Source organism: Streptomyces sp. NPDC047028, assembly GCF_040644095.1.
Taxonomy (GTDB): domain Bacteria; phylum Actinomycetota; class Actinomycetes; order Streptomycetales; family Streptomycetaceae; genus Streptomyces.
Window position 1 is genome coordinate 101,079 of the sequence record NZ_JBEYVS010000009.1, and the last position, 21,136, is coordinate 122,214.

The 21,136-nt window shown below is 72.1% G+C and carries 18 protein-coding genes and 1 riboswitch; of the genes, 2 read left to right on the plus strand and 16 right to left on the minus strand.

Annotated elements, in window-relative coordinates; genetic code table 11:
• Positions 1 to 27: 27 nt before the first annotated feature.
• Together ABZ854_RS11060 and ABZ854_RS11065 are read right to left on the minus strand one after the other, a co-directional pair.
• The gene (locus ABZ854_RS11060; protein ID WP_361207630.1) at positions 28 to 2,556 is read right to left on the minus strand and encodes an ABC transporter permease; all 2,529 of its coding nucleotides are present in this window, start codon (positions 2,554 to 2,556) and stop codon (positions 28 to 30) included.
• Between the two features lie 48 nt (positions 2,557 to 2,604).
• A complete protein-coding gene (locus ABZ854_RS11065; protein ID WP_129308746.1) occupies positions 2,605 to 3,375 on the minus strand; it encodes an ABC transporter ATP-binding protein in 771 nt (256 codons plus the stop codon).
• 196 nt (positions 3,376 to 3,571) lie between these two features.
• On the opposite strand from ABZ854_RS11065, the gene ABZ854_RS11070 reads away from it, so the two are divergent.
• Together ABZ854_RS11070 and ABZ854_RS11075 are read left to right on the plus strand one after the other, a co-directional pair.
• Positions 3,572 to 3,844, plus strand: coding sequence for a type II toxin-antitoxin system Phd/YefM family antitoxin (locus tag ABZ854_RS11070; RefSeq protein ID WP_361207634.1), 273 nt, complete (start codon positions 3,572 to 3,574; stop codon positions 3,842 to 3,844).
• On the plus strand, positions 3,841 to 4,110 hold the full coding sequence (locus ABZ854_RS11075; RefSeq protein ID WP_361207637.1) for a type II toxin-antitoxin system RelE/ParE family toxin: 270 nt from the start codon (positions 3,841 to 3,843) through the stop codon (positions 4,108 to 4,110). The genes ABZ854_RS11070 and ABZ854_RS11075 overlap by 4 nt, the downstream gene beginning before the upstream one ends.
• A 4-nt stretch (positions 4,111 to 4,114) precedes the next feature.
• On the opposite strand, the gene ABZ854_RS11080 is transcribed toward ABZ854_RS11075, so the two are convergent.
• The 14 genes from ABZ854_RS11080 to ABZ854_RS11145 form a co-directional block, all read right to left on the minus strand.
• Positions 4,115 to 5,080 (minus strand): Ppx/GppA phosphatase family protein, encoded by a 966-nt coding sequence (locus tag ABZ854_RS11080; RefSeq protein WP_361207640.1) that lies wholly within the window; start codon positions 5,078 to 5,080, stop codon positions 4,115 to 4,117.
• A complete protein-coding gene (locus ABZ854_RS11085) occupies positions 5,077 to 5,616 on the minus strand; it encodes a DUF501 domain-containing protein (RefSeq protein ID WP_361207643.1) in 540 nt (179 codons plus the stop codon). Before ABZ854_RS11085 ends, ABZ854_RS11080 begins: the two co-directional genes overlap by 4 nt.
• Before the next feature lie 61 nt (positions 5,617 to 5,677).
• Positions 5,678 to 6,154, minus strand: a complete 477-nt coding sequence (locus tag ABZ854_RS11090) for a septum formation initiator family protein (RefSeq protein ID WP_361207646.1) — start codon at positions 6,152 to 6,154, stop codon at positions 5,678 to 5,680.
• 141 nt (positions 6,155 to 6,295) lie between these two features.
• Positions 6,296 to 7,603: a phosphopyruvate hydratase gene (eno, locus tag ABZ854_RS11095; protein WP_361207649.1), complete on the minus strand. Its 1,308-nt coding sequence runs from the start codon at positions 7,601 to 7,603 to the stop codon at positions 6,296 to 6,298.
• 309 nt (positions 7,604 to 7,912) lie between these two features.
• A complete protein-coding gene (locus ABZ854_RS11100) occupies positions 7,913 to 8,617 on the minus strand; it encodes a transglycosylase family protein (protein WP_361207652.1) in 705 nt (234 codons plus the stop codon).
• A gap of 4 nt (positions 8,618 to 8,621) precedes the next feature.
• A riboswitch (cyclic di-AMP (ydaO/yuaA leader) is annotated at positions 8,622 to 8,794 on the minus strand.
• A 198-nt stretch (positions 8,795 to 8,992) separates the two neighbouring features.
• On the minus strand, positions 8,993 to 10,123 hold the full coding sequence (locus ABZ854_RS11105; protein WP_361207654.1) for a transglycosylase family protein: 1,131 nt from the start codon (positions 10,121 to 10,123) through the stop codon (positions 8,993 to 8,995).
• Between the two features lie 179 nt (positions 10,124 to 10,302).
• Positions 10,303 to 11,592, minus strand: coding sequence for a cytochrome P450 (locus ABZ854_RS11110; RefSeq protein WP_361207657.1), 1,290 nt, complete (start codon positions 11,590 to 11,592; stop codon positions 10,303 to 10,305).
• A gap of 2 nt (positions 11,593 to 11,594) precedes the next feature.
• The gene (locus ABZ854_RS11115) at positions 11,595 to 13,451 is read right to left on the minus strand and encodes a sel1 repeat family protein (RefSeq protein WP_361207660.1); all 1,857 of its coding nucleotides are present in this window, start codon (positions 13,449 to 13,451) and stop codon (positions 11,595 to 11,597) included.
• 63 nt (positions 13,452 to 13,514) lie between these two features.
• On the minus strand, positions 13,515 to 14,516 hold the full coding sequence (locus ABZ854_RS11120) for a nucleoside triphosphate pyrophosphohydrolase (RefSeq protein ID WP_361207662.1): 1,002 nt from the start codon (positions 14,514 to 14,516) through the stop codon (positions 13,515 to 13,517).
• 94 nt (positions 14,517 to 14,610) lie between these two features.
• Entirely contained in the window at positions 14,611 to 15,261 is a 651-nt protein-coding gene (locus ABZ854_RS11125) for a SurA N-terminal domain-containing protein (RefSeq protein WP_361207665.1), read from the minus strand.
• Between the two features lie 148 nt (positions 15,262 to 15,409).
• Positions 15,410 to 16,237 carry a glycoside hydrolase domain-containing protein gene (locus ABZ854_RS11130; protein ID WP_361207668.1) on the minus strand — a complete coding sequence of 276 codons (828 nt, stop codon included), beginning with the start codon at positions 16,235 to 16,237 and terminating at the stop codon, positions 15,410 to 15,412.
• 143 nt (positions 16,238 to 16,380) lie between these two features.
• On the minus strand, positions 16,381 to 17,874 hold the full coding sequence (locus ABZ854_RS11135) for a protein kinase (protein WP_361207863.1): 1,494 nt from the start codon (positions 17,872 to 17,874) through the stop codon (positions 16,381 to 16,383).
• 41 nt (positions 17,875 to 17,915) lie between these two features.
• Complete coding sequence (locus ABZ854_RS11140; RefSeq protein WP_361207671.1) at positions 17,916 to 18,581, minus strand: hypothetical protein; 666 nt, start codon at positions 18,579 to 18,581, stop codon at positions 17,916 to 17,918.
• Between the two features lie 97 nt (positions 18,582 to 18,678).
• On the minus strand, positions 18,679 to 21,012 hold the full coding sequence (locus ABZ854_RS11145) for an N-6 DNA methylase (RefSeq protein WP_361207674.1): 2,334 nt from the start codon (positions 21,010 to 21,012) through the stop codon (positions 18,679 to 18,681).
• Positions 21,013 to 21,136 lie beyond the last annotated feature (124 nt).

The following is a 21,136-nucleotide window of genomic DNA, read 5'->3' on the forward strand; positions in this document are numbered from 1 at the left end:
ACGGGCGGGGCCCAAGCATTCCTGCGGTTACTCGGCCTTGATCGCCGTCAGCATGTTCAGGCGGGCGGCGCGGCGGGCCGGCCAGAGGGCGGCCAGGATGCCGACCAGGCCCGCGAGGAGGAGGAAGAGGGCCATGCGGCTCCAGGGGAGGACGAGTTGGTAGGTGGGCATCTTCGTGCCGAGGAGTTCGCCGGCCGCCCAGCCGAAGAACACGCCGAGACCGATACCGAGGACGCCGCCGAACAGGGAGATCACCAGGGACTCCAGGCGGACCATCCGCTTGACGGACGTGCGGTCCAGGCCGATCGCGCGGAGCATGCCGATCTCCTGGGAGCGCTCGAAGACGGACATGGCCAGGGTGTTGATGACGCCGAGGACCGCGACGATCACGGCCATGCCGAGGAGGCCGTAGACCATGTTCAGCATCAGGGTGAACATCTTCGCGATGTCGTCGGACAGGTCCTGCTTGTCCTGGACCTTGATGGCCGGGTTGGCGCCGAGGGCCTTGACCAGCTTGTCCTTGGCGGCCGCCGAGGCGCCGTCCGCCGTCTTGACCATGACCTGCATGTCGGCCGGGTCGCTCAGGTGCGGGGAGAGCGTCCTGTTGTCGAGCATGATGCCGCGGATCAGTTCGTTGCCCTCGTAGATCCCGGCGACGGTCAGCGTGGCTTTCTCGCCGTCCTGGAAGTGCGCGGTGAAGTGCGAGCCGGCCTTCCAGTGGTGGGACTTGGCGGTGTCGTCGTCGACGACGGCGTTCGTACCGGACACGGCGAAGGTGCCCTGGTCGACCTTGAGGTCGGTGAGCTCGCCGATCGCGGCGCCGGTCACGCCGGTCAGGTACTCGGTCTCGCCGCCGATGCGGGAGGGCGCGTTGCGCAGCGGGCTGCTGGCGGTGACGCCGTCGGTGGCGGCGACCTTCCTCGCCACGTCCGGGGAGAGCGGGTTGCCGTTGGCCATGGAGACGACGTAGTCCGCGCGGAGGGCCGAACTGGCCATCTTGTCGATGGACTTCTGGAGGCTGCCCGCCATCACCGTCATCCCGGTGATCAGGGTCAGGCCGATCATAAGCGCCGACGCGGTGGCCGCCGTACGGCGCGGGTTGCGGACCGAGTTCTGCCGGGCCAGCTTGCCGGAGACGCCGAAGACGCGGAGCACGGGGGCGGCGGCCGCGATCAGCGGGCGGGACAGCAGCGGGGTCAGGACGAACACGCCGATGATCAGAAGGACGGCGCCCAGGCCCATGGGGGCCTCCCCGTCCGAGCCGTTCATCGTGGTTGCGGCGAGGATGACGGCGACGCCGGCCGCCGAGAACAGGGCGCCGATCGTGTTGCGCAGCACCAGGGACTTGGTGGTGGCCCTGGCGTGCACGCTGCTCATCGCGGCCACCGGCGGGATCTTGGCGGCGCGGCGGCCGGGCAGCCAGGCGGCCAGCACGGTGATGACGATGCCGACGGCGAGGGCGGTGGCCACCGTGCCGGACGTGATCACCAGGGGTCCGTCGGGGACGGTCGCGCCGAAGGAGCCCAGCAGGCTCCGCAGGCCCGCGCCGATGCCGATGCCGGCGGCCAGGCCGGCCACGCCGGCGACCGCGCCGACCACGAACGCCTCGACGAGGACGGAGCGGGTGACCTGCCGGCGGGAGGCGCCGACGGCCCGCAGCAGGGCCAGTTCGCGGGTGCGCTGGGCGACCAGCATGGTGAACGTGTTGGCGATGATGAAGGTGCCGACGAACAGGGCGATGCCGGCGAACACCAGCAGGCCCTGCTTCATGCTGCTCATCCCCTGGGCGATGGTGGTTGCCTGGTCGTCGGCGAGCTTCTGCCCGGTGGTGGTCTCCACGAGCCGGTGCGGCAGCGCCCGGTCCAGCTGGGACTTGAGGGCGGCCTGGCCGGTGCCGGGCTTGCCGGTCACGTCGATCTCGTCGTACGTGCCCTTCTTGCCGAACAGGGACTGCGCTGTCGGCGTGTCGAACAGGGCGAGGCTGCCGCCCGCGGCCACATTGCCGTCGTCGGTGGTGAAGATGCCGCTGATGACCGGCGTGAGGACGGGGCCGTCGACGGAGATGCGCACGGTGTCGCCGACCTTGTACCCGGCCCGCTCGGCGGTCCTGGAGTCGATCAGGACCTGGTTCCGGCCGTGCGGGGCGTGGCCCTCGGTCAGGGGGTAGCGGGGGTCGTTCGTGCCCCAATAGTTGCCGCCCTCGGACTGCCAGCCGCCGCCGATCAGCTTGCCGTCCTTGTCGGCGATGGCGGTGAAGCCGGTGACGACGCCGGTGGCGGAGGCGGCGCCGGGAACCCGCTCGCTCTTCTTCAGGAGCGCCTGGGTCAGCTCGGCCTCCTTGCCGACCTTGTCGCCCTTGGAGTCCTGGTACCGGGGCTGTACGGCGACGTCGACGCGGTCGAAGCCCTTGGCGGAGCTTTTCTGGTAGGCGTCGGAGATGGTGTTGGTGAAGACGAGCGTCCCGGAGACGAAGGCCACGCCGAGCATGACGGCGAGCACGGTCATCAGGAGCCGGGCCTTGTGCGCGAGGACGTTGCGCAGGGCTGTGCGGAACATGGGGTGTCTGCTTTCGGGAGGTCGCGACCGGGAGGGCTCGAGCCGGCGTCAGCTGGTGCGGCCCTTGGCGTCGAACCGCTTCATGCGGTCCAGCACCGCCTCCGAGGTCGGCTCGAAGACCTCGTCGACGATCCGGCCGTCCGCGAGGAACACCACGCGGTCGGCGTACGCCGCCGCCACCGGGTCGTGGGTCACCATGACGACCGTCTGGCCCAGTTCGCGCACGGAGTTGCGCAGGAAGCCGAGGACCTCGGCGCCGGAGCGGGAGTCGAGGTTTCCGGTCGGCTCGTCACCGAAGATGATCTCGGGCCGGGAGGCGAGGGCGCGGGCCACGGCGACACGCTGCTGCTGGCCGCCGGACAGCTGGGACGGCCGGTGGCCGAGCCGGTCGGACAGCCCGATCATGGCGATCACCTGGTCCAGCCAGGCCTTGTCGGGCTTGCGGCCCGCGATGTCCATGGGGAGGGTGATGTTCTCCAGGGCTGTCAGGGTCGGCAGCAGGTTGAACGCCTGGAAGATGAACCCGATCTTGTCCCGGCGCAGCTTGGTCAGCTGCTTGTCCTTCAGGGAGCCCAGTTCGGTCTCGCCGATGCGCACGGAGCCGGACGAGAAGCTGTCCAGTCCGGCCACGCAGTGCATCAGCGTGGACTTGCCGGAACCGGAGGGGCCCATGATCGCGGTGAACTCGGCCTGCCGGAAGTCGACGGAGACCCGGTCCAGGGCGACGACCTGGGTCTCGCCCTGCCCGTAGATCTTCGACAGCTCCGTGGCTCGGGCGGCCACGGTGATGGTCCGGCCGGCGGTGGGGGTGGTGGTCACGGGCGGGTGCTCCTGTCGGGACGACGCGGTTCCTGGGGACCGTTCCATCGTCCCTGCCGCAACCGCCCGTGAAGTCAGCCGCAGTTCCGGTTCCGGGGGCCGACTCGGGTCGGACAGAAGCCCGCCGTGTCATACCTCAGGTGGATCCGGACCCCTGAGACGGCCGCGTGTACACAGACCTGTGTACGCTGATGGCATGACTGAGAACACCGTGACCGTACGGGAAGCTCGCGCGCACCTCGCCGATCACATCAACCGGGCCGAAGAAGGTGTCCCGACCGTCATCACGCGCAACGGCGCCCCGGTGGCGGCCGTGGTCCCGATCGCGGACTTCGAGGCGCTGGAGGAAGCGGCCGACGTCATGCTGGCGCGGGAAGCCGAAGCGGTCCTGGCCGAGGGCGGCCCCACGGTGACGATGGCGGAGCTGCTGGCGGACCTGTTCACCGAGCAGGGCGGCGAGGCGGCGTGAAGTACGCCTTCCGGTTCACCACGGCGGCGCAGCGGCAGCTCCGGGCCATCAGCCGACCCGACGCCATGCGCATCCTGACCGCGCTGACCGCACTCGGCGACGACCCGTACCGCCAGGACGCCGACGTCCAGAAGCTCACCGGCCCGTCGGGGCTCTACCGGCTCCGGGTCGGAAGCTACCGGGTCGCCTACCAGATCGACGACGGTGAACTCGTCGTCCTCGTCGTCAAGGTGGGCGACCGGCGGGACGTCTACCGCAGCCTGTAGGCGATCAGGCCAAGGACCAGGCGATGCCGTCCAGGATGTCGTGTTCGCTGACGACGACCTCCTCGGCTCCGGTGCGTTCCATGATGGTGAGGAGGACGAGGGCGCCCGCTCCGATGACGTCGACCCGGCCCGGGTGCATCGACGGTACGGCGGACCGCTCGGCGTGGGTGGAGCGCAGCAGCCACTCGGTGATCTCGCGGACGCGCTCGCGGGAGACGCGGGAGTGGTGGATGCGTGCGGTGTCGTACTCGGGCAGGTCCTGGGCGATCGCGGAGACCGTGGTCACCGAGCCGGCCAGACCGACCAGGGTGCGGGCCTCGCGCAGTGGGACGGTCCGCTCGGCGAGGTCGAGGGCGGCCTCGATGTCCGCCTTCATGGCGGCGATCTGCTCCTCGGTGGGCGGGTCGGTGACCGCGCCCTCGTGCACGAGGTGCCGCTCGGTCATGCGGACGCAGCCGACGTCCACGGAGCGGGCGGCCCGCACTTGCTCCTCGCCGACGACGAACTCGGTGGAGCCGCCGCCGATGTCCACGACCAGGAAGGGCGTGGCCAGGTCGGTGCGGCCGGTGAGTTCCTTGGTGGCGCCGGTGAAGGAGAACTCGGCCTCCTGGTCGCCGGTGATGACCTCGGGCTCGACACCGAGGATGTCGAGGACCCCGCGCACGAAGTCGTCCCGGTTCTCGGCGTCGCGGGAGGCGGAGGTGGCGACGAAACGGAGGCGTTCGGCGCCGTGCTCCTTGATGATCCGCGCGTACTCGCGGCAGGCGGCGAAGGTCCGCTCCAGGGCCTCGGGGGCGAGCCGCCCGGTGCGGTCGACGCCCTGGCCGAGCCGCACGATCGTCATGCGCCGGTCCAGGTCGAGGAGTTCGCCCGTCTCGCCCGCGCCGGAGGCGCTTTTGGACACAGTCGCGTCGGCGACGAGGAGCCGGATGGAGTTCGTACCGCAGTCGACGGCGGCGACCCGGGTCACCGGTCGGTCTCCTTCGGGTCCTCGGGGAGCGTCACGCAGGCGCCCTTGGCCCACCACTCGGGCAGCATCGCGATCGCCTCGTCGCCGAGCGGGTTCACGCCCGGACCGGCGGCCAGCGAGTGGGCCACCAGGACGTGCAGGCACTTCACCCGGTCGGGCATGCCGCCCGCGCTGGGGAAGCCGGCCAGCACCTCGATCTCGTCCCGGCGCCGGATGTAGTCCTCGTGCGCGGCGCGGTAGGCGGCGGCCAGCTCCGGGTCGTTCTGGAGCCGTTCCGTCATCTCCTTCATGACCCCGTTCGCCTCCAGCGTGCCGATGGCCGAGGCGGCGCGCGGGCACGTCAGGTAGTACGTCGTCGGGAACGGCGTGCCGTCGGGCAGGCGGGGCGCGGTCTCGACGACGTCCGGGTGGCCGCAGGGGCAGCGGTGGGCGATCGCCCTGAGGCCCCGGGGCGGACGGCCGAGCTGCTGCTGGAAGGCCACGACGTCGGCGTCGGTCGGTTCGGTGCGCCCGGTGGGCGGCGGAGGGGTGTCCATGACTGCTTTCGGATGGCTTTCTACGGGTTGCTGTGCGGGACGCCAGCCGGGGCGGGCCGGGTCACTGGTCGGAGGCGTCGGACCGGTCGACCCCGTCCCAGACGTTCGCGTACCAGGGCCGGCGGGCGGCCCTGAGGTCGGTGCGGGACTGCTGGGCCGTGCCCTGGCCGGCGACCGTGTACCCGGTCTCCCCGGGCCGCACGTAGTGCAGCCGCTTGCGGATCTGCTGCTCGGCGTAGGCGTCGTCCTGCCAGCGGGCCTTGAGGTCGCGCAGCTGCTCGACGCGTTCCCGGGCCTGGTCCTGCTGCTTCTGCACGTCGGCGATCTCGGCGCGCTGGGAGACGTACTGCCGCATCGGATAGGCCAGGGCGACGATCATCGAGCAGAGCACCAGGGCGAGCAGTGCCGCGCGGCCGGTGAGCCGGGAGCGCCGGGCCTGCCGCTTGGTCTGGGAGCGGTAGACCCGGGCCGCCGTCTGCTCGCCGAGCACCCGCAGCCTGGTCGCGGTGGAGAAACGGTCCCGGTCCTTGGTGGGCATCTCGCTCTCCGCCTCCCCTTTCACACGTACGTACGTCCCCGGACACGGTACGGGACCGGGTCCGGGGACGTACGGACGACTGGCTAAGCCTCGCGCCGGGTTTCCCGGACGGGTGGCCCGGGCGCGCTGTTCGGCCGGGTCTCAGCCCTTGGAGATCTCCACGCTGCCGCGGAAGCGCGGGAACGCGCTGCGGCCCGCGTACACGGCGGCGTCGTCGAGGATCTCCTCGATGCGCAGCAGCTGGTTGTACTTGGCGACGCGCTCGGAGCGGGCCGGGGCGCCGGTCTTGATCTGGCCGCAGTTGGTGGCGACGGCCAGGTCGGCGATGGTGACGTCCTCGGTCTCGCCGGAGCGGTGGGACATCATGCACTTGAAGCCGTTGCGCTGGGCCATCTCGACGGCGTCCAGGGTCTCGGTGAGCGAGCCGATCTGGTTGACCTTGACGAGCAGGGCGTTGGCGGAGCCCTCCTCGATGCCGCGGGCGAGGCGCTCGGGGTTGGTGACGAACAGGTCGTCGCCGACGAGCTGGACCTTGTCGCCGAGCTTGTCGGTGATGACCTTCCAGCCGGCCCAGTCGTCCTCGAACAGCGGGTCCTCGATGGAGACGAGCGGGTAGGCGGCGACCAGCTCCTCGTAGTACTCGGTCATCTCGGCGGCCGAGCGGGACTTGCCCTCGAACTCGTACTTGCCGTCCTTGTAGAACTCGGACGCGGCGACGTCGAGCGCGAGCGCGATCTGCTCGCCGGGGACGTAACCGGCCTGCTTGATGGCCTCGAGGATGAGGTCGAGCGCGGCGCGGTTGGACTCCAGGTTCGGGGCGAAGCCGCCCTCGTCGCCGAGGCCGGTGGACAGGCCCTTGGTCTTCAGCACCTTCTTGAGGGTGTGGTAGACCTCGGCGCCCCAGCGCAGGGCCTCGGAGAAGGTCTCCGCGCCGATCGGGGCGATCATGAACTCCTGGATGTCCACGTTGGAGTCGGCGTGCGACCCGCCGTTCAGGATGTTCATCATCGGCACCGGCAGCACGTGCGCGTTCGGGCCGCCCAGGTAGCGGAAGAGGGGCAGGTCGGACGCCTCGGAGGCGGCGTGGGCGACGGCGAGGGAGACACCGAGGATGGCGTTGGCGCCGAGGGCGCCCTTGTTGTCGGTGGCGTCCAGGTCGAACATGGCCTGGTCGATCAGGCGCTGCTCGGTGGCGTCGTAGCCGACGAGCTCCGGGCCGATCTGGTCCATGACGGCGAGGACGGCGTTCTCCACGCCCTTGCCCTGGTAGCGGTTGGGGTCGCCGTCACGCAGCTCGATGGCCTCGAAGGCGCCGGTGGAGGCGCCGGACGGGACGGCGGCACGACCCGTGCTGCCGTCGTCGAGGCCGACCTCGACCTCGACCGTGGGGTTGCCTCGGGAGTCCAGGATTTCCCGGGCTACGACGACGTCGATGGACGGCACGAGCATCTCCTTCTGGGATGTGACGCTGAAAGTGCGGGGCGCGGTGCCTTACGGCGGTGCCTTGCGACTAGAGCCTAACCGTCCCGGGCGCGTCGGCCACCGACCGACCGTCCCGTGGACAGGGAGACCGTACCCATTGTTCACCACCGGAACAAAGGGTCGGTGCACGGGGCACGGGAAAGGGGCGGGCGGACGGTCGGGGAGGCAGCCGGGCGGGCGCGCGACCGGGCCGGGTAGAACAGACCCCGCCCCGGTGCGTACGGGGGAAGACGCACCGGGGCGGGGAACCCGTGGGGACGGGGGCGGGGCCGCTGCCTACTTCAGGTGCAGCTGCTGGCCCGGGAAGATGAGGTCGGCGTTGTCGACGATGTCCTTGTTCAGCTTGAACAGCTTCTCCCAGCCGCCGTCGACGTGGTGCTTCGCGGCGATGGAGCTGAGGGTGTCACCCTTGACAACCTTGTACTCGCCGTCGCCCTTCTTGACCTTCTTGCCGGTCGGGGTGGTGACGGTCTTCTCGCTCTTGGCGGCCGGACGGTCGGCGGAGCGGGAGGCGGCCTGCTGGTCGCCGGAGCGGCTGGTGGTGCTGCTCGACGAGGAGCTGTTCGACGAGCTGTTCGAGGACGTGCTCGGGGCGGAGCCGTTGTAGGGGGTGCTCGTCAGGCCCGTGCCGCACACCGGCCAGGCGCCCTTGCCCTGGGCGGCGAGGACCTTCTCGGCGACGGCTATCTGCTGGGCCTTGGTGGCCTGGTTGGCCTGCGCGGCGTACTGCGTGCCGCCGTACGCGGCCCAGGTGGAGGCGGAGAACTGCAGGCCGCCGTAGTAGCCGTTGCCGGTGTTGATGGACCAGTTGCCGCCGGACTCGCACTGGGCGACCGTGTCCCACTGGGAGGCCGTGGCGGCGGAGGCGTTGCCGGCCGCCATGAGCGGGGCGGCGACGGCGGCGCCGGTGACCCCGGCGAGAGCGATGGCGCGGGTGGCCTTGGACGGACGACGGTGCTTGCCCTTGCCGGAGAACAGCATGGATTGATCCCCTCACCGACGCCTGCGAGGTGAGCTGTCGGGTTCGGGCCGGTTGAGTTGCCCGGCCGCACGCCCGCTGTCGCGGCGTGCGGCTTCACCCCCAGCCGGTCCCAGCTCAACTGCTGGGCCCGGCACTTACCTTGGGTCCCCCGCTCCTGCCTGCGGCGCATGACGCGACGACTGTTCCCGGGCAACCGCTGGCAGGATTCGGCGTTGCGACTGCCGGGGCTCGTGGTGACGAGCGGTCCTGACCGTAGACACGCGATCCGGGGAATTTCAAAGACGATCAGGGCTTCTGAGACTCATCCCACACTTTCACCAAATCGGACATCACCGGGCGAAGCGGGGCGCCAACTACCCCTGTCCCGCATCCGTTTACGCCCCGACTCGCAGGGTCTGACCGGGCGCGATGCGGTTCGGGTCGGTTCCGATCGTCTTCTTGTTCGTCGCGTAGAGCGCGTGCCATCCGCCGTCGACGTCAAGGGAGTCGGCGATGGAGGCGAGCGTGTCCCCTTCGCGGACGGTGTAGGTGCTCACGCCGCGGGAGGCGTGCCGGCCGGACGAGGCGTCATCCTGACCGTTTGTCACGCTTTCGTCCGCACTGCCCCCACGGTGACGTCCACCACTACTGAGCGCGCCGGTGTCGACCAGGCTCCAAGAGCTGCCGCTCTGCCACGAATTGTCCGAGTCGTCGGTTCCGGGCGTGGTGGTGGACGCACTGTCGTCAGCCTGCGACGTGCCCGGGTCGGACGATGCCGACTTGTCGGACTTCGGGGTGTTGGTCCCGCCACTGCCGGCGTCGCTCCCGCCGGCCTCGTCGGATGCGGACGGTGCACCGGAGCCGGAGTCGGCGTCCGAGCCCGTCCCCGAGCCCTTGCCCGCGTCGGGGGACGGCGTGGTGGAGGAGCCCGTCCCGGAGCCGGAGTCGGCGTCCGAGCCCGTGCCCGAACCGGTGCCGGGGGTGGACGGGGAGCCGGAGCCGGAGCCGGACGGCGAATCCGGCAGACCGGATGAATCGGAGGTACCGGCCGAATCACCGGAACCGGTCGTTCCGGACGAGTCGCCCGAGTCGCCCGCGTCGGCGGAGCCGCCGGTGCCGCCGCTTCCCGGGTCCACGGTCACCGAACCGGAGTCGGAGGTCAGCCCGGAGAGGAGGGCGCAGGTGGCCCACGGGGTGGTGCCCCGGTCGTCGAGGATCTTCTCGGCGACGGCGATCTGCTGCGAGCGGCTGGCCAGGTCGGGGCTGGAGGCGAACTGGTCGCCGCCGTACTTGTCCCAGTCCTCCTGGGACATCTGCAGCCCGCCGTAGTAGCCGTTGCCCGGGTTCGCGCTCCAGGAGCCGCCGCTCTCGCACTCGGCCACCTTGTCCCACGTGGTGCCGTCGGCCGCGTGGGCGCTCGCGGCGCCGAGCAGCGGGAGGGCCAGGGCGGAGCCGGTCACTCCTGCCGCGACGAGGATGGCCGGAGCCTGACGGGGGCGACGGTGACGACCGTTCCCGGAGAGCATGCGGGAGCCTTTCGGGTGACAACAGGAGCGGCGCGGCGGTGAAGCTGGGGCGCCACGCTGAGGGGTGAACGTATCGGCATACGATCACTTGTCACAAGTTAATGCCGCGCAGATCACGTGAAGATCACAGAGGTGAGCGCGTGTCATGTTTGCGCTACGGCGGTGTCGTGCCCCCGAGTTCACGGGGCCGGCGTGAACTCCACGGGCAGCGTGCGCAGTCCGCGCATGATGAGCCCGCCGCGCCAGCGCAGCTCGGCCGGATCGGCGGCGAGCCGCAGGTCGGGGAGGCGGGTGAGGAGGGCGGCGAGCGCGGCCCGGCCCTCCAGCCGGGCGAGCGGGGCGCCGAGGCAGTAGTGGATGCCGTGGCCGTAGCCGAGGTGCTGGTTGTCGGCGCGGGAGAGGTCGAGGACGTCCGGGTCGGCGAACCGCTCCGGGTCCCGGTCGGCGGCGGCCAGCACGACGAGGACCGGGTCGCCGGCCGCGATGTCCTGCCCGCCGATGCTGAGCGGCCGGGTCGCGAACCGCCAGGTCGCCAGCTCCACGGGGCCGTCGTAGCGCAGGAGTTCCTCGATGCCGGTCTCCAGCAGGCCCGATTCGCCGCGGGCCAGGGAGTCCTGGAGCCGCCGGCGCTGCCCGGGGTGGGTGAGCAGGGCGTAGGTGCCGTTGCCGATGAGGTTGACGGTCGTCTCGAAGCCGGCGAAGAGAAGGATGAAGGCCATGGCGGCGGCCTCGTTCTCGGTGAGGTGCTCGCCGTGGTCGGAGGCGCGGATGAGGCCGGAGATCAGGTCCTCGCCGGGGGTGGGCTCGGCGGGCAGCGCCTCGCGCTTCTTGTGGATCAGCTCGGCGAGGTAGCCGCGCATCTTCTTCACCGACCGCGCCACCCCGCCGCGGGGTCCTCCGCCGTGTCGGATCATCATGCCGGCCCAGTCCCGGAAGTCGTCCTGGTCCTCCCGCGGGACGCCTAGCAGGTCGCAGATCGCGTAAATGGGGAGGGGGAACGCGAACTCGTGAATGAGGTCGGCGGAGCCCGTCGCGGCGAAACCGTCGATGAGCCGGTCGGTCAGCTCCTGCACGCGCGGCGCGAACTCGGCGACCCGGCGGGGGGTGAACGCCTTGCTGACCAGCCGCCTGAGCCGGGTGTGGTCCGGCGGGTCGATGTTCAGCAGATGCGTCATCAGCTCGGCCTTGCGCTCCCCCGGGATGCCGGTCTTGCCCTTGGCGTGCGCGGGCTCGTCGTGGTGCGCCGGGTTCTTGCTCAGCCGCTGGTCGGCGAGGGCCTGCTTGGCGTCGGCGTACCGCGTGACCAGCCAGGCCTCCACGCCGCTGGGCAGCCGGGTGCGGTGCACGGGGGCGTGCTCGCGCAGCCAGGCGTAGGCCGGGTAGGGGTCGGTGGCGAACTCCCAGCTGAAGAGGTCGGGGGCGGGGCCGCCGGGGGCCGGGGGGTGGGGCTGGTTGGGCTGGTGGGTCACTCCTAGACGGTATCGAGAGGGATGACGGCGTGCGCCTCCGCCTGGGCGGGCAGGGCGGCCAGGGCGTTCTTCGCGGCGGGGTACCCGCCGGCGGCTGCCTGCCGGAGCCAGTGGTCGGCCCGCTCCCGCAGGAGAAGGCTGAGTTCGTAGGCGGCCTCGGCGTCTCCCTTCTCCGCTCCGCGCCGCAGCCAGGCCGCGGCCTCCTCGTGCTCGCCGTCATGCGCGAGGAGTCGGCAGAGCGTGAGGAGGGCCCCCTGCGCCAGCTCCACGTCCGTCACCTCGGCCTCGTTCGCCCTCCGCAGCCAGTGGAGCGCCGCCGCTGGGTCGTCCTCCCACTCGGCCACGAGGCCGAGCATGGCCATGGCATCCCCGTCGCCCGCCTCGGCCCTGGGCGTCATGTACGCCCGCATCGCGTCCGCCACTCCCCCCAGGGAGGGCGCGCCGTCGGTGTCGGCGGCGTCGAGCACCACGATCCACACCGGCAGGGGTATCTCCGGGGGTTCGGCGATGGCCTCGGTGTCCGCGATCAGCGATCCGAACGCGGACATGTCGTCCTCCCCGTGCTTCTGGAGCAGCGCCGCCACGCCGTGGTGCTTCTCCGTCGCCCAGGCGAGCGCCTCGTCGTCCGGCTCCCAGTCCGGCTCGGGTCCCTCGGGCTCGTAGGCCTCCAGCATCTCGCCGATGAGGTCGCCCGGAACGGGTCCGGAGATCCCGCAGCGCGCCGCGTCGACGGCGGCTCGCACGAGGAGGTGTCCCAGTGGGTGGCCACCCGCGCGGTGCGGACGGTCCGCGCGCCGCCAGACGTCCCACAACTCCGGTGCGACCGCCAGGTATTCGGTGACCCCGCAGTCGCCCCGCCGCTCCAGGGCGTCGCGCAGTCGCGGGTCGCCGGCCTCGGCGAGCGCGGTCAGCTCCGTCTCGGTCCAGTGGCGGGGCAGGTCCACGGTGGGAACCCCGCCGAGCACCTTCGAGGCGCGCCCCCCGCCGAAGCGGTGCCTGTCGTACGCCTCGTCGCTCATCGTCGCCACCACGGGCATCCCGAGCGCGTCGAGTTGGGCGAGCAGCCCCACGCCCAGGCCGTGGTCGCCGAGGTGGCCGTCCAGCTCGTCGAGCCAGAGGACGTACGGTCCCGGGCGGTCCCGCACCGCTGCTGGCAGCCCGGTCAGGTCCGTGCCGGGTAGCGGTGCGTACACCCGCGTGGTGGGCGGCGCTACGGTCCACAGCGCCTCCCATGCCGTGCGGCTCTTGCCCGAGAGCGGCTCACCGGTGACCACGACCAGCCTCTCGCCCCGCAGCAGCGCGGCAAGCCGGGCGTCGGCCTCCCGCGCGACGTACGGCGGCAGCCGGCTCTCCCCGTCGAACCGCCGGGTCCGCTGCACGCCCAGCGCGATCGGGTCGGCGTCGGCGAGCGTGGGCCAGCCGGCGGGGTCGGAGCGGGCGGGGCGGTCGCCGCCGTTGTAGTAGTGGTGCTCCGCCCCCGAGACGGGGCCGTAGAACGTGCCGCGCCGGAAGTCGACGTGGTCGCCCTGGGGAGGGGCCGGGGTCGGCTGCGGGGCGGCCGGGTAAGGGGTGCGCCTCGCTCGTTTGTCCGGGGCACCGGCAGGGTCGTCCTTCGCCACGGCCGTGGACCCCGGCGAGGTGGCCGGCGACGCTGTGGGGCTGGAGGACGGACGGGCCGCCGCACCGCCCCGCATCGCCCGGCTCCGGATGTCCTGGAAGACGGCGGGATCGTCTGCCTGGAGGCTGCGGAGATGGGCGCGGATCGAGTCCCGGTTCGAGTATCCCCAGATGAGTGATCGACGTTCCGGGACGGGTAACTTCAGGATCGTGTCGACCAGCCAGTCCAGCTCCTGGTTCATGCACCCCCCACGCAGAGCACCCAGCGGTGCGATGCAGCCTACCCGCGGACCCTCCGTCAGTCCCTACACTTCGGCCCCTCCACCTTCGGCGGCCCGTATCGCGTCCCGGTACACCCGGGCCGCCGCCCGCAGGGACGCCTCCGGGTCGACGCCCTCGGCCTCGGCGCGGGCCGCCAGGGCGAGCAGTTCGTAGCCGATGCCCTCCCCCTGGGGAAGCGGCACGTCCAGGTGCGCCGTGCGGGCGCGGGAGGCCAGCTTGGCAGTGAGGGCAAGGCCGGGCTGGCCGAGCGGCACGCCCTCCGTCACCGACGTGCGGCGCTTCTCCTCGGCCTTGGTGCGCAGCCAGTGCGCCTTGACCTCCTCGGGCGTCTCGGCCGTCTCCTCACCGAAGACGTGGGGGTGGCGGTGGATCAGCTTGGCGACGATGCCGCCGGCCACGTCGTCGACGGAGAACGGCGCGTCGGGGTCCTCCTCGGCGATCCGGGAGTGGAAGACGACCTGGAGCAGCACGTCACCCAGTTCCTCGCGGAGTTCGTCGCGGTCGCCGGCCTCGATCGCCTCGACGAGTTCGTACGCCTCCTCGATGCCGTACTTCGCCAGGCCGAGGTGGGTCTGCCGGGACGACCAGGGGCACTCGGCACGGATGCGGTCCATGACCTGGACGAGGTCGAGGAGCCGGGCGCCGGGCAGGTCGTAGGAGGCGGGCAGCAGCTCCAGGTCGGGCATCCGCACCCGGCCGGAGCCGGCCAGCCGGGCCAGTCCGTCGGTGAGTGCCGGCTCGCCCTCGCCGGTCGCCACGACGGCCACCGTCCGCCCGCCGGCGCAGGCGTCGACCAGCTCCCGCGCGGTGGGGGACGCCCCCTCCACCAATATCCCGGCGTCGCGCAGGTACGGCAGCTGCGGATGCGCGCCGTCCGCGCACAGCACGCGGTCGGCGTCGCGCAGCGCCTGCCACGCGGGCCAGGACAGCAGGCCGGGCGCGACGCGGTGGCTGGTGGTCAGCAGGACGATGCGGCCAGGGTCGGCCGGGGCGGTGGCGGCGGGTGCGGGACTGATGTCGTTCACGATCCGAACGTAACCCACCGCGAGGACGGACGGCCCGGGTTGTCCACAGGGGCGGGGGGATCAGCAGATCATGTGACCGGACGCTCGTCGTCGCCTACGCCGTCTGCTGCTGCGACCCCGCCGAGGTGACCTCCCGTACCCACGGTGTCTTCGCGTCCACGCGACCGCTCTTCTGCACGTCCCACGAGCCGTAGCGCGGGTTGAGGTCGATGTGCAGTTCCCTGGACGCCTGGGACAGGGCGTTCCAGAAAGCGGGCTGGGTGGTGTCCGTGCCCAGCTTGGCGGCCAGCTTCTGCGCCTCCAGCTGGAGGCGCAGGTTGTCGTCGAGGCGGCTCGGGGCGATGCCGAACTTCTGCAGCCAGGCCATCTCCAGGCCCTTGGCGCCCCCCGCCTGCTGCTCCAGGCCGGCGCGCATCTTCTGCACCTCGTTGCGGGTCACCGAGATGCCCTCGTCCTGGGCGGCGCGGTGCAGGACCCGGTCCAGGACCATGTTGTGCAGGGTGTCCCGGGTGAGGCTGCTGGTGGAGGTGAGCACCTGCTGGTACTGCGCCGGGTCCGACACCGCCGCGCGCTGTGCCTGCCGCACCTCGTCGACGCGGTCCTGCAGCTGCGAGACGGTGATCCGCTGCCCTCCGACGACGGCCGCCGCGCCGGGGTGCGCATCGTTTCCGCACGCGGTGAGGAGGGGGCCCGCGGCGACGATCGCGGCGGAGAGGACGAGCGCGGTACGACGACGGCGGTGCAAGGAAACCTCCAGGGGGGAGATTGTGCGACGGTGCACAAAGTCTTGCGGTGATCGATGGTAGGCAGTGGGCAGGCTGTGGCCAACCCATCCGACCAACGATTCGCACCGGCTTCGGGCACCGCCGCGCCGCTCGCGGGGAGCCGCCGGGTCAGCCGGTGATCGCCACCGGGCCGTCCCAGGCGTCACGGTCGATGGTCAGGGTGACGCCGCCGTGGGTCTCCTTGCTGTTGACCATGTACTGGTGGCCGCGGCTGTGCTGGGTGAACTGGGTGGCGCCCCACGGCCAGTCCTTGGTCGTGGTGTTGGTCTTGTCCCACAGCGCGTACCAGAGGTTGCCCGGCAGGTCCGTCTTGTTGCTCGCGGTGGCGATGGCCTTGGCGCTGGAGCTGGTGAAGCCGTAGTAGCCCGCGCGGTACGTCTTGACGCGCAGCTCCTTGTCGAACGCGCGCACATAGGTGAGCACGGCGTTGTTGCACGACGTGTTCGTGATGTCGTACGGCTCCATGTCGAGGTAGATCGCGCTGCCGGCCTTCATCCCCAGGGCGGAGGCCTTGGCCACCGCGTCCTTGGCGTCACTGGTGCCGAGGGAGGAGGCGGTGGAGGTGCTGATCTTCTCCGGGTTGCTGCCGGTCTGGCAGGGCGGCTGGGCGCCGACGTAGATCGGGATGAGTTTCCAGCCCAGGTGGCTGACGTAGGACACCCAGGAGGAGGTCAGGTTGGGCTGGCCGCAGCCGCGGTTCTTGCCGCCTACGTAGACGGCGGCGGCACCGTAGTAGCCGGTGTGCCAGTGCTGCATCGTGGACTCGGAGGGCGCGGTGCAGGTGTCGAAAGCGCGCCCGGTGTACGTCTTCTGCGCGGGCCAGGAGGTGGCGGCCATGGAGGTCTGCGCGGCGACGCCGGCGCCGGCGACGACGGCGGCGCCCGCCACGCCCCAAGTGATGTATCTGCGCTTCTTCGACTGCCGATGGCCGGCCATGAGAACCCCACCCCTGTTGTGCGCGGCGGTACACGCGCGCGTGCTTGGCTGAAACGGAGCGCACCGTATCCCGCGCCGTTCTCGTGTTCGGAAAACATCCCCCCTGGAAGATCACAAGTTTCGGCCAGGGAAAGGCAAAAGATCTATCCGTGCACCTGTCCCAGCCATTGCAGGGTGCGTCGGATGTCGGCCACGAGCGGATGCCCCGGGCCGTGGAGCCGTTCGACGTCCATCAGGAGCCGTACGAGCGTGTCGTGGGCGGCCGGGCGGTCACCGACGGCGAGCAGCAGGTGCCCGATGCGGCGGCGCACGTCGTGGGCGAGCTGCGGGTCGCCGGAGACGTACTGGTTCTCGTAGTACGGCAGCAGCGCGCGGTACTCGGCGAGCGCCGCCGCGGGCTCACCGAGCTGCTCCAGGCACTGCGCGGCCTCGTAGCGGAAGCGCAGGGACTGCGGGTCGGCCTGGCCGGCCTCGGCGGCGCGTTCGTCGGCGAGCCGGCGAAGTTCGGGCATCGCACGCCGGTACTGGCCGTCGTCCATGAGCGTGGCCGCGTACTGCTTGCGCAGGGTCCGCACCACCGGGGAGTGCTCGCCGTGCTGTTCGGCGGCGGCGGGCAGGATCGCGCCGAGGATGTCGACGGCCTGGGTGATGCGGCCCTCGCCGAGCAGCCGCTTGACCTCGTCGACCGCGGCGGCGACATCGGGTTTCTCGGCGGCGGGCGGCGTCGGCGTGACGGGGGCCGGCTGGGGTGCGGGCGTGCGCGCGCGGTCCGGCCAGGGGGCGTGCGGACGCAGGAAGGGGCGCGTGGGGTCCAGGGGCGCTCCGGTGGGCCTCCCGCGCGCGGGCAGCAGCAGCGCCAGGTTCTCGTACACCTCCTGAGCGGACGCCGGGCGGGCCTGCGGGTCCTTGGCGAGCAGGCCCAGCACCAGGGTCTCCAGCGCCTCGGGCACCTCCGGCCGGATACGGCGCACGGGCAGCGGCGGCTCGTACAGGTGCCGGTGCAGCACGCCGAGCGCGGTGGAACCGGCGAACGGCACGTCCCCGCTGAGCAGTTCGTGCAGCAGGACACCGAGCGCGTACAGGTCGGTGTACGGGCCGACCGCGCCGCCCATCGCCTGCTCCGGGGCCATGTAGGCGGGCGAGCCGATGGGTGAGCCGGTGTGCGTGAGGCGCGTGGTGTCGCTGTCCATCACGGACGCCACGCCCAGGTCGAGGACGGTGACCGTGCCGTCCTGCTTCACCATCACGTTGCGCGGCTTGAGGTCGCGGTGCACGATCGGCACGGCGTGCACGGCGCTCAGCACGGCGCACAGCTGCGCGGCCACCGCGACCGCCCACTGCCACGGGTACGGGTCGTGCTCGGCGAGGTGGTCGGAGAGGTCCGCGCCGTCGACGTACTGCATGACGAGGAACAGTTCCTCGCCCTCGCTGCCCGCGTCGTGCACGGTGACGAGCCCGGGGTGGTCGACCTGCGCGGTCACCCGGCACTCGCGCACGAACCGGCGGCGCAGCTCGTCGGCCTCCTGCCCGGCCACCTTGTCGGGGCGCAGCAGCTTCACCGCCACCCGCCGGTCGAGCCGCTGGTCGTAGGCCGTCCACACCTGGCCCATGCCGCCCTGCCCGATGAGCGTGGACAGCGCGTAGCGGCCGGCGACCACCCGTCCCGTCGCCGCCACGGTCACCTTCCGCCCTCGTTCCCGGCGCCCTGCTGCCCGTCGACATGCCCGTCGTGCTTGCGCAGGTAGTCACTCAACTCGTCCAGCTCGGCGCGGACCTGGTCGATGCGGACGGGCGCGGGTCGCTGCGGCGGCGCGGGAACCGGCGGCCGGGTCACGGAGTCGTGCGGCGCCGGGGCGTGGGGTATCGGGGTGGGCGCGTACTGGGGTTGCGGCACGTTCGGCAGGTTCGGCGTGCTCGGTACGGTCGTCGCGGCGAACGGCGGGACCGGGCTCGCGTATCCGTAGCGCGGCGTCAACGGCACCTGCCCGGCGTGGGCTTGGCGGAGCCGGTTGAAGTGGCGTATGTCCGCGTACAGGTAGTAGGCGACACAGGCCGCGGCGTTCAGCAGCAGGATGGCCATGCCCGCGTTGCCGCTCGGGGTGCTGAAGTCGTCGGTGTGGTCGTGGCTGAGGAAGGCGAAGCTGATGCCGAGGGCCACCACCGACCCGGCGAAGAAGGCCCATTCGGCGCGCCTGCGGGTCACGATCGCCGCGCGCAGCGGCGCCACCCATGCCAGGAATCCGATGCTGAGGAGCGCCACGGCGACGAAGATCACGCGCAACACGACCAGCACCCCGGTCGAGGGTGGTTGCGGCGGAGACGGCGCGTAGCCGGGGCCGTGCATGGCTGCTCCTGGAGGCCTGAATGGGGTTCGGACGGTGTGCCGGGTCCGAGCGTATAGGCCGCCACGGACAACCGGTCCGGGTTGTACCGAACCGTTGTCACTCCGCCCGGGTGTCCCCGCCGTCCCCGCCGGCCAGCACCGTGCCGTCGGTGAGCCCGTCGTACATCCCCCGCACCAGCTGCTCCCCCAGCCGGCTCGCGTGCCGGAGCGCCCGCTCGAACTCGTCCAGCGCGCGGAACCGGGCGCCGTAGCGCCGCTGCTCGTCGAGCGGGAGGCGGGGCAGTTGCAGGCGGCGCACGTCCAGGCGGGTGGCGGTGGAGGCGTAGCTGCTGGCCTTGCGGTGGTTGGCGGTGCCGCGCAGGAAACCGGCGAGGAACCAGGAGTCCAGCGCGGCGGGGTCAGGACGCAGCAGCACCAGGCTGCGCCCCAGGGCGGCGCCCCGCGTCGCGTCGTCGATCACGCGCGCCATCGAGCCGCCGCCGAGCACCGGTACGACGACGTCGCCGGGCTCCGTCAGCACCGCCTCCTCGTCGCTCTCGGGGAGCGTCCCGGAGGGTGCCGTCCCGGCGAGGACGTCATGGTCGGTGAGGACCGGCACGCGCGCGTGGCCGCCGTTCCCGCCGGTGCGCATCAGCAGCGCGCCGCCGCGCGCGAGTTCGCCGACGGAGGTGAGCGGCCAGCGTGCGGGCGGGGCCGGCTCGGCGGGCGGCGGGGTGAGGTCGGCGCTCAGCCGCAGGGTCGCGCTGAGGCGTTCACGCACCACCGCGAGCTGCTCCGCGCCGTCGGCCACGGCCGGTGGCGGCAGGTGGCGGGCGGGCGCGAGGTCCACGTCGTCGTCGAGGAGGTCGATGACCGGCACGGAACGCGCCAGCCCCGGCCGCTCCGCCAGCCGCCCGTCCCGCTCGAAGGCGCGCCAGGCGTCCAGGACTGCTTCTTGGACCGCCCGCCAGTCCGGCCCGCCGCGCCCCTCGCCGGCGAACCGCCCGCTGTCCACGAGCAGGACGGCGGGTGCCGCGGGGGCCTTGCCGGGGCGGCGCAGCACCCACAGGTGCAGCGGGATGTTGTACGGCGGCGCGGCCCCGACCGGCAGCGCGACCACAGCGCGCAGCGCTCCCCGGCGCAGCAGGTCGGCGCGGATCCGGCGCCCGGAACGCCGGGACGCGGTCGCCGGGGGCATGAGCAGCACGACGGTGCCGCCGTCGGTCAGTCGGGCGAGGGCGTGCTGCACCCAGGCCAGCTCGGACTCGGTGCGGGCCGGGAAGCCGTACTCCCAGCGGGCGTCGTAGGCGAGTTCGTCGTGGCCCCAGTTGCGCTCGTTGAACGGCGGGTGGCACAGGACGGCGTCCGCGCGCAGCTCCGGGTAGGCGTCGGCGCGCAGGGTGTCGCCGACCGCGCCGCGCACGGTGCCGCGGGCGTGCAGCGCGAGCCGCAGCGCGGTCAGCGCGGCGAGGTCGGGGGCGCTGTCCTGGGCGTACAGCTCCTGGCCGGGGTGGGCGTCGACGGCGCGCAGCAGGGCGCCGGTGCCGCAGGCGGGGTCGAGGAGGGTGCGGGCGGGGCCGGCGAGGTCGGCCATGAGGCGGGCGAGTTCGGCGGGGGTGAGCGTGTACTGGCGCGGGTTGGCGTCCAGGTGCCGTCCGAGGAGGAACTCGAAGGCCTGCCGGGCGCCGGCGTCGGCGGCGAGTTCGGCGGCGCCGCGCAGGAGGGGGGCGGAGGCGTAGAGCTGGGGGCCGGTGGGGGTGTGGACGGCGGGGGTGGGGACGGGGATGGGGGTGGGGGTGGCGTGCGGGTGCTGCGGGGTGTGAACCGGGGCGACGCTGTGAACCGCGGGCTCGGTGGTGGGCGCGACCGGGGTGTCAACGGGACTCGGTGTGTGAACTGACGGCGGGGTGCCGAGCGGGGCCGGAGTGTTCACAGCGCCGTCCTTGTCCGCCGCGTCGGGGGCGTGAACCCCCGCGCCGGTGTTCACGGAAAGCGACGAGTTCACAGCCTCCGCTCCCTGCGCCGTCTGTCCCCTGTGGACTCGGCGGCCCGGCGCCGGGCCGAAGCGGGGGACGAGCACCTGGTCCAGCGCCGCCGGCAGCATCGCGGCCAGGCGTTCGTCGGAGCCGGCGCTCACTTCCAGCCAGACCGTCGGCCGCTCATGGATGAGGAGCAGCGCGCAGCCCGCGTGCACCAGCGCCGTGACCGGTCCCTCGGGGTGCCCGGCGACCTGCTGCCAGACGCGTTCACGCAGGGGGACTTCGGCGAGTTTCCCCTGCTCACGCAGCCAGGATTCCACCTCGGCGAGGGCGAAGGACGGGCTGGTCTCGGTGCCGCCGACCGGTTTGGGGAAGTCGGCGTGGCGGCGGCGCCAGTTGCTGACGGCGGCCCGGCCCACCCCGGCGAGCCGCGCGATACCGGCTGCGGTCACCTCTGTCGCGTTGTCCTGCACCGGCCCGCTCCCCTCATCCCGTGTGCGCCGAGCTTACCGGCATACACAGGACCGATGCATTCACGCCCGTGTACGCCCCTCTTCATGTGAACCGTGTTGACTCGGTTCACAAGCTCTGTTCTTA

Excerpts from the sequence above, each read along its gene's own strand:
- ABZ854_RS11060 (WP_361207630.1), bottom strand. The coding sequence starts at position 2,556 with ATGTTCCGCACAGCCCTGCGCAACGTCCTCGCGCACAAGGCCCGGCTC.
- ABZ854_RS11070 (WP_361207634.1), top strand. The coding sequence starts at position 3,572 with ATGACTGAGAACACCGTGACCGTACGGGAAGCTCGCGCGCACCTCGCC.
- ABZ854_RS11085 (WP_361207643.1), bottom strand. The coding sequence starts at position 5,616 with ATGGACACCCCTCCGCCGCCCACCGGGCGCACCGAACCGACCGACGCC.
- ABZ854_RS11090 (WP_361207646.1), bottom strand. The coding sequence starts at position 6,154 with ATGCCCACCAAGGACCGGGACCGTTTCTCCACCGCGACCAGGCTGCGG.
- eno (WP_361207649.1), bottom strand. The coding sequence starts at position 7,603 with ATGCTCGTGCCGTCCATCGACGTCGTCGTAGCCCGGGAAATCCTGGAC.
- ABZ854_RS11100 (WP_361207652.1), bottom strand. The coding sequence starts at position 8,617 with ATGCTGTTCTCCGGCAAGGGCAAGCACCGTCGTCCGTCCAAGGCCACC.
- ABZ854_RS11105 (WP_361207654.1), bottom strand. The coding sequence starts at position 10,123 with ATGCTCTCCGGGAACGGTCGTCACCGTCGCCCCCGTCAGGCTCCGGCC.
- ABZ854_RS11115 (WP_361207660.1), bottom strand. The coding sequence starts at position 13,451 with ATGAACCAGGAGCTGGACTGGCTGGTCGACACGATCCTGAAGTTACCC.
- ABZ854_RS11130 (WP_361207668.1), bottom strand. The coding sequence starts at position 16,237 with ATGGCCGGCCATCGGCAGTCGAAGAAGCGCAGATACATCACTTGGGGC.
- ABZ854_RS11140 (WP_361207671.1), bottom strand. The coding sequence starts at position 18,581 with ATGCACGGCCCCGGCTACGCGCCGTCTCCGCCGCAACCACCCTCGACC.